General features: G+C 54.5%; 5 protein-coding genes. 4 read left to right on the top strand and 1 reads right to left on the bottom strand.

Annotated features, from left to right (window positions below; translation table 11 throughout):
- Window positions 1–58 precede the first annotated feature (58 nt).
- Complete coding sequence (locus AC2FEB_RS04360; protein ID WP_496671661.1) at window positions 59–700, bottom strand: acyltransferase family protein; 642 nt, start codon at window positions 698–700, stop codon at window positions 59–61.
- 316 nt (window positions 701–1,016) lie between these two features.
- Between AC2FEB_RS04360 and AC2FEB_RS04355 the strand changes: the two genes are divergently transcribed.
- The 4 genes from AC2FEB_RS04355 to AC2FEB_RS04340 all read left to right on the top strand — a co-directional run bounded on the left by AC2FEB_RS04355 (window position 1,017) and on the right by AC2FEB_RS04340 (window position 6,664).
- Window positions 1,017–2,900, top strand: coding sequence for a glycosyltransferase family 92 protein (locus AC2FEB_RS04355; protein WP_496883855.1), 1,884 nt, complete (start codon window positions 1,017–1,019; stop codon window positions 2,898–2,900).
- A gap of 94 nt (window positions 2,901–2,994) precedes the next feature.
- The gene (locus AC2FEB_RS04350; RefSeq protein ID WP_496681730.1) at window positions 2,995–3,666 is read left to right on the top strand and encodes a class I SAM-dependent methyltransferase; all 672 of its coding nucleotides are present in this window, start codon (window positions 2,995–2,997) and stop codon (window positions 3,664–3,666) included.
- Window positions 3,667–3,688: 22 nt separating this feature from the next.
- Entirely contained in the window at window positions 3,689–4,741 is a 1,053-nt protein-coding gene (locus AC2FEB_RS04345; protein ID WP_299896191.1) for a glycosyltransferase family 2 protein, read from the top strand.
- Window positions 4,742–4,768: 27 nt separating this feature from the next.
- A complete protein-coding gene (locus AC2FEB_RS04340) occupies window positions 4,769–6,664 on the top strand; it encodes a hypothetical protein (protein WP_496883854.1) in 1,896 nt (631 codons plus the stop codon).
- The last annotated feature ends 2 nt before the right edge of the window (window positions 6,665–6,666 follow it).

The following is a 6,666-nucleotide window of genomic DNA, read 5'->3' as shown; positions in this document are numbered from 1 at the left end:
CCAAAGGTATTCCTCTCGGCCATCGCTCTCGCTGCTACAGTCCTATTCTGGCTGTAATTCAATGAGTCTGGAGCCTAGGTGTCCAACGGTAGGCGCACCAAACGATCAGGCCCAACGCAAAGTACGGGGCGTTCGTGAAAAAACTGGTCCAATAGTAAAAATCGGGAACTTCACCCTGACCAGATAAGTTTACATACGCCCATCCCAAGCAGGCGAGCAAAAAGAGAAACATCGCTGACCAAATGCTCCGCCAAATCCAAAGGAAGGGGAACAGAAGATAGAAGATTGCTTCGACGCCGATTGACCAACCCGCCGGAACAAGACTGGTTTGTTCACTGGGGACAAACCCGAACAGAAATGTAATATTCCTGATGATCGTACCTGTTTCGGCCTGGACCCCTATATACAGCCAAGCAAAGAGCATCAGGTAGAAGAGTGGGGCAATTCGAAAAAAACGGCGTAAGGCATAGGCCCAGCTTCGATCAAAGGACACTCCCTTTTGGTAAGCCAGCGACATAGACATCGCGCTTATTATGAAAAACAGCGGCACTCCCATCGCATAATAGTCGGCACCCCAGTTCTTGTAGTAGACGCCGAGTGGATGAATGTGCACTGCGTGTACAAACACGACCGCAGACGCTGCGATACCGCGCAGTGAATCAAGGCCATGCGCCCTTTGATCTTTTAGATTACCTGTCATGATCCACTCGAGGTACCGCATCCTTGCTGCCAAAAACCTTTGGCGACATTGAAGGTCAGCTATAAATGGTTGGCGCCCGAAGGCAATCAAATTGTCGTTTTCAAGCATAAGGCCCTACGCATTGAACGCTGCCCACGGGGCTGCGATCGTCTGCGGAGTTTGGAGTTGGCAGTCGCTGAACCGCGGGCTCGTCCACTTGCAATGCAATTCCGGGGCCCGTAACAAAGCCGCAGGCAGGGATGCGCGCTATACATCTGCAAAGATGCGTTTTTTCCCGCTATCCTGAATTTGCGGGCCACGGGTGCAGGTAGATGCGATGAGACTTGTCATATCCACGATGAAAGACGAAGGGCCGTTCATCCTGGAATGGATTGCATACTATCTTTCGATCGGCTTCACGCATTTTATAGTCAATTCAAATGATTGTTCCGATGGCACCGACGCGATCCTTCGGCGATGCGAGGAGCTTGGATTCCTGGCGCATATCGACAATCCCGGCCCGTGGGAGTTTGGACCTCAGGCTTCAGCTTATGCAAACGCCATGGAACACCCCTGGAGCAAAGAGGCCGAATGGATATTGGTCTGCGACGTAGATGAATTCCTTGATATTCGCATCGGCGACGGGACACTGGACGATTTATTTCGTGCATTGCCGCACGCAGATGGGTTTGCTGCAATTTGGCAGTTGTTCGGGCACAACGGAATCGTCGAGTTCGAAGACCGGTTCGTTGTCGAGCAATTCACCCGTGCAGGCGAGCTTGGTGCCGTCAGTCCCCATAACTTGCGGGCGTTCAAATCGCTGTTCCGCAATAACGGATCGTATCGGACGATAAGTACGCATCGTCCGCGGGGTCCGATACCAAACAAGGCGGATCGATTTGCGTGGGTAGATGGGGATGGTGACCCGTTGCCGCCAGCAATGCGAAGACGCGGGTGGGCGTATTCATCGACGGGCGCAGGGTTTGGGCGCAGGCTTTTTCGGATGAACCACTATGCGGTGAGGTCTGTGGAAAGCTATCTGATGAAGCGACTGCGAGGGGATGTGAACACCTCGAGCTTTCACCCGAAGATGGAGGCAACTGGTCAAGCTTACTGGAAACTGCATTGTTATAACGACGTCGAAGAAACCTCGGTCCTGTCCAAAGTCACACGCCTTCGCGAGGTTTTTGAAAAACTGCGATCAGATCCTGTTTTGGGGCAACTGCATCATCAGGCGGTTGCATTTCACAAGGAACGTATTGCAAGCCTCCGAAAAACCGAGGTAGCGCGGGATTTTATCGCAAAGTTCAGCCGCTTTCGCAGCGGGCGCTATGTCAAGGCACTGGAGCTCGGGGTGATGGAAGATGGTGATTTGTCCTTCAACGCCGAAATGTACAAGGACCCCGAAATCACATTTGCCCAGGTCGCGAAGTGGACCCGCCTTGGCAAAATGTCCAAACCCGAGAACTCCAAGCCAAACAATTTCCCCTGGTTTGTTCGGCTCGATGCCCTCGAAACGTCGTTCGATTACGAAGAGGCCGCCGCGCAACACGCGCAGATTACGGATGCCAAACAGGTTTCGGTGCCGTTTGATCCAAAGGATCCTGTTTTCCTGCCTGCTGCCCCTCCTGAAGTTGAAAGAACAAGAGACCAGCGGCAGAGTTTTCTTGGATCAATCAGCGGCAAGAAGAACTGGGTGCTGATCGGACATGTTGAGACTGAAATCATAGAAGAAATTCTTGGCCTGGACGCTGTCGAAAAATTGACGGTCATAGGGCCTTGGGGGCTGTCATGGGACGGCTTCACCTGTGCGGATGCAACTCAGGATCCCGAGCTACAGGCATTGGATCGCACGTTTTATGCACTGCTGGAATATTTCCGCGACCCCATTCTTGCCGGACGATTGCATGTCTACCGGGCGCTGCCCCCCTTGATGCTGAAGCTGTTTGAAGACGAAAGCGTCGGTGTGGTCATCATTCGCGGAGTTCGGGCAGAGCAGGTGATGAACCAGCTTTTACGCCGCATCGACCGGGTTCTCGCGCCCGGGGGCAGTATCGCGTTCACATCCTATCGCCGTCATGGAGGTGGGTCGTATACCGGTATGAATGCAGCGATAAACAGTTTTCTGGGGCGCAATGCCGCACGGTACCGGATAACCAGCTTGCAGCCACCGTGGCTTGGTATCGACAAGTTGCCACCACTTGACAAAAAGGATGCATAGCTTCTGGTTCTTGAGCCGACGGCGTGGTAGCCATGTTTCAATAAACAAAACGGGTTTTGCGTGAACAGGACACCCGTCTGCAAGTGAGGTCGAGATGTCAAACGAACCCAAGGTTATCGGTGTTGCGCCCGGCAGCCAGAAGAAACCGAAGGCTGACAAGGCGACCAAGCGCAAGAACAGCAAGGAAGCAATCCGTCGCACATTCCTTTCGCGTCTGCCAAAGGGCGGGGTGGCCGTTGAGATCGGTGTCTGGCAGGGCGAATTCTCTCCGACCATTCTGAAGTTGATTGAGCCCAGTCAGCTGTTTCTGATCGATCCGTGGAAACACATTGGTGAGGATTCGCATACAACTGCGTTTGTGGGCCGGACCGAAGACGAAAAGATGGAGGCCATCTTCCAGAAGGTCGTAAAGTCTTTCGAGGCCGAGATCGAAGAGGGCAAGGTCGCTATTATCCGGGATTTCTCGGTGCCCGCGCTTGAGCTTTTCGATGATGACAGCATCTCGTTTGCCTATGTTGATGGGGATCATTCATATGAAGGCGTGACCGCCGATCTGGCCGCTTTGTTTCCCAAGATCAAACCCGGTGGGATCATGGCATTCGACGACTACCACCGCCGCGGCTGGTGGGGCGATGGCGTGATCCGTGCGGTCAACGAATTTCTGGGCCAGCACCCCCGAGAGTTGCGCATCCGCGCGATTGCCGGCGCGCAGATCGCAATCGAAAAGATTGTCCCGCAAGATGACAGCAAAGGTCAGAACGACTAGGCAGCGGGGATAAGTGGCAACGATGGAAAAGCCTGAAAAAGTCCTCATCACTGCGATGAAGAACGAGGGTCCCTATATTTTGGAATGGGTGGCCCATCACAAGGTGTTGGGGTTTGACCGGATCATTGTCTACACCAATGATTGCACGGACGGCACCAACCAGATTCTGAGACGCTTGCAGGACTTGGGCCATGTGGAGTTTCACACAAACCGCGTCGGAACCGGCGGGATTCATCGATCTGCGCTGAGGCAGGCGCGACGCTTGCCAGTGGTGAAAGACGCAAAATGGATATATGTCGGCGACGCGGATGAATTCCTGAATATTCACGTTGGAAATAACAGGGTTGATGATCTGATCGAGGCAACGCCTGGCGTTGACGTCATTTCCATCCCCTGGAAGATATTCTCGAACAGTGGTCGGCATGTTATGCGCGATACGCTCGTAACGCGACAGTTCTACGATTGTGAACTGGATTTCGAACAAGGCGGGGCAGGGCGTCGGTTTGTCAAATCCCTGTTCAGACAGGGGGATTTTTATCTTCGCTACGGGTTGCACAACCCGCACCCCCGCCCCGAACTTCAGGCCGGCGTGTTCCGGTCAGTGCCCGGAGGGCACGCCACGGAACCTGCCCCATTCGGTAACCACGTGGCGCCCCCATTTGGTTTTGAAGTCGCACAGATCAACCACTATGCCGTGAGATCTACGCAGGCCTATCTGGCCAAGCGCAGCCGAGGTCGGGCAAATCATTCGTCGCAGACACTGGGAACCGAATATTGGGACCGCTGGAACCGTGGTGGTGCCAAAGATGAAACAATCCTGCGGTACAAGGATGAAGTGGATGCGGTGCTGGAAGAGTTTCGCGCTGACGACAGGCTTCGACGGTTACACAGAAGAGCGTTCCGCTGGCACAAGGCCCTGATCAACGATCTGCTGAAACTGCCAGAGTATGATGAGTTGTATCAGAAGCTTCTTGAAAAACCTGCTGTGGATTTTGTCGCAAAAGACCGCGGCGTGCGGGAACGTCTGTCTGCCGGCGCACCGTCTTCGTCTGACGAAAACCGGACAGAGTCCTGACAACACAGCCCTCGGAGAAATAGACTAATGGTTGCGGATCGCTCTCTTCCGACGATTGGGATGCTGTGGATGGAAGGCAGCCTGAGCTTTCTGGAGCAGATGTGCATGCTGTCCTTCGTGGAATGCGGTCACAGGGTCGTTTTGTTCCACTATGGACAAGTCGACAATATTCCGAATGGTATCGAACTGGTGTCGGCAAACGAAATCCACGAACCTAAGCAGTTCATCGTAAACAACCAGTTCAAGACGCCCGTGCCCCAATCCGATATCTTCAGATTGCACCTGATGAAGAAAACGGACTTTCTGTGGTGCGACACGGATGTGTTGGCGCTTGCCGCGATACCAAGGGCAGATCATGTCTTTGGGTATTTCAACCGCGATACCATCTGCAATGCCGTCATGCGGCTGCCATCCGACAGCCCCACGTTGAATGCGTATTCCGAATACTGTCAGGATCCTTATCCGATCCGCCCGTGGGTTGAAGGTGAAGAACGGGAGAAACTGGAACGTCAGAAACGCGCGGGTGAATTGCCGCATGCGTCAGATCAGGAACACAGCGTCTACGGCCCCGGTGTCATGACGTGGTTTCTTCGCCACCACGACGAACTGAAACATGCCAGCCCCATACCGGTCTTTTATCCTTTGCCTTTCAGACGGGCAGGACAAGCCAATGATATTCACGTCCGAGAGTTCAGGGACGCGTATATCAAAGACGAAACGCTTGCCGTACATCTGTGGGGGCGTCGGATGCGATGGTGGATTGCAAACGGTATCAAGCGGCATTCGTTTCTGGACCGACGTCTGAGGAACCTGGGCGTGCGACCCGGCGATGCGCCTTTGCCACGCCACGGCAGAGGGGGCCTGAAACCGGTGGAGTTTCCGGCAAATCTGCCCGCATTGCGCGCAACGACAGAAGAAATCCACGTCGCCACCGGCGGCGCAATGTCAGTTGCCCTTCTGTCTGACCGGGAAGACTATCTTAAGGCGGCTCAGGCTGAATTCGACGCGATCACAACTGACGATCTGTACGGTGTGAACAATCCGCCACGCGTCGGTTTTTCGCGCGGTTGGGAACACTACGGCAGTGACCCTGCACGGCTGAATGCGCTTGGCATGTCACTTTACAACTATGCAGATAGCCATAGGTCTTTACCCGACCTGAGCGCCCCAAAGACATTTGCCGAAAAGCTGGTGGTCATGAAGCTGTTTGGCGAAGTCCCCGATACGTTGATCTCTGACCGGTCCAAATACGTGGGAAATGCCTCGGAACTGCTTGCCTGCCCACAGCGTATGTGGGAGGCGCAAATTCCGGAATTGCCGGAAACACCCGACATAGGGCCCGGCCAGTATTGGTTGAAGGGAACATTGAGCCAGGATCACACGCTGGCCCTGTCGTTTCCGCTGAATGGTACGCAGCGCGACGATGTCAACCAGCAACTGGCCGCGTGGCATAAGACCAAAACGCCCGAGGGCTTCTGGACAGGCGAATGGTGGCGAGTCACAAAGCAGCCCCTCTATTACATCGAAGAGGATCTGACGAACGGGGACCGACAGTGCGGCACCTGGAAATTCTGGGTAATCGCCGGACGCGTGCAGCTTGTGCAGGTTGACCGTGACCGGGGGAGAGGGCGCGTTCAGATGCTCCATGATCGCGACTACAGGTATGTCGAAGATGAGTTGTCTTCACCAACCAGCAGCGCCGTTGAACTCCGGCCTGAGCGCTTTGATGACATGATCCAGATCGCTGAAGCCCTGGGGCAGGACCTCGAATGCGTGTGCGTAGAGCTTTTCCCGGTCGGTGACAGGATTTGCTTGAGCGACATCATGCTGTCCCCGGTTTCAGGCAAGCACAAGATACGGTCGGATGCGCTGGATCAGCGTCTGGGTGCTGCGTGGACCGGAACTCGGCTGTTTCCCGGTTGAAG

This window comes from Ruegeria sp. YTSC106 (assembly GCF_059609765.1).
Note: the sequence above shows the minus strand (reverse complement) of the source record. Positions and strands in the feature narration are given on the sequence as shown.

Excerpts from the sequence above, each read along its gene's own strand:
- AC2FEB_RS04360 (WP_496671661.1), bottom strand. The coding sequence starts at position 700 with ATGACAGGTAATCTAAAAGATCAAAGGGCGCATGGCCTTGATTCACTG.
- AC2FEB_RS04355 (WP_496883855.1), top strand. The coding sequence starts at position 1,017 with ATGAGACTTGTCATATCCACGATGAAAGACGAAGGGCCGTTCATCCTG.
- AC2FEB_RS04350 (WP_496681730.1), top strand. The coding sequence starts at position 2,995 with ATGTCAAACGAACCCAAGGTTATCGGTGTTGCGCCCGGCAGCCAGAAG.
- AC2FEB_RS04345 (WP_299896191.1), top strand. The coding sequence starts at position 3,689 with ATGGAAAAGCCTGAAAAAGTCCTCATCACTGCGATGAAGAACGAGGGT.
- AC2FEB_RS04340 (WP_496883854.1), top strand. The coding sequence starts at position 4,769 with ATGGTTGCGGATCGCTCTCTTCCGACGATTGGGATGCTGTGGATGGAA.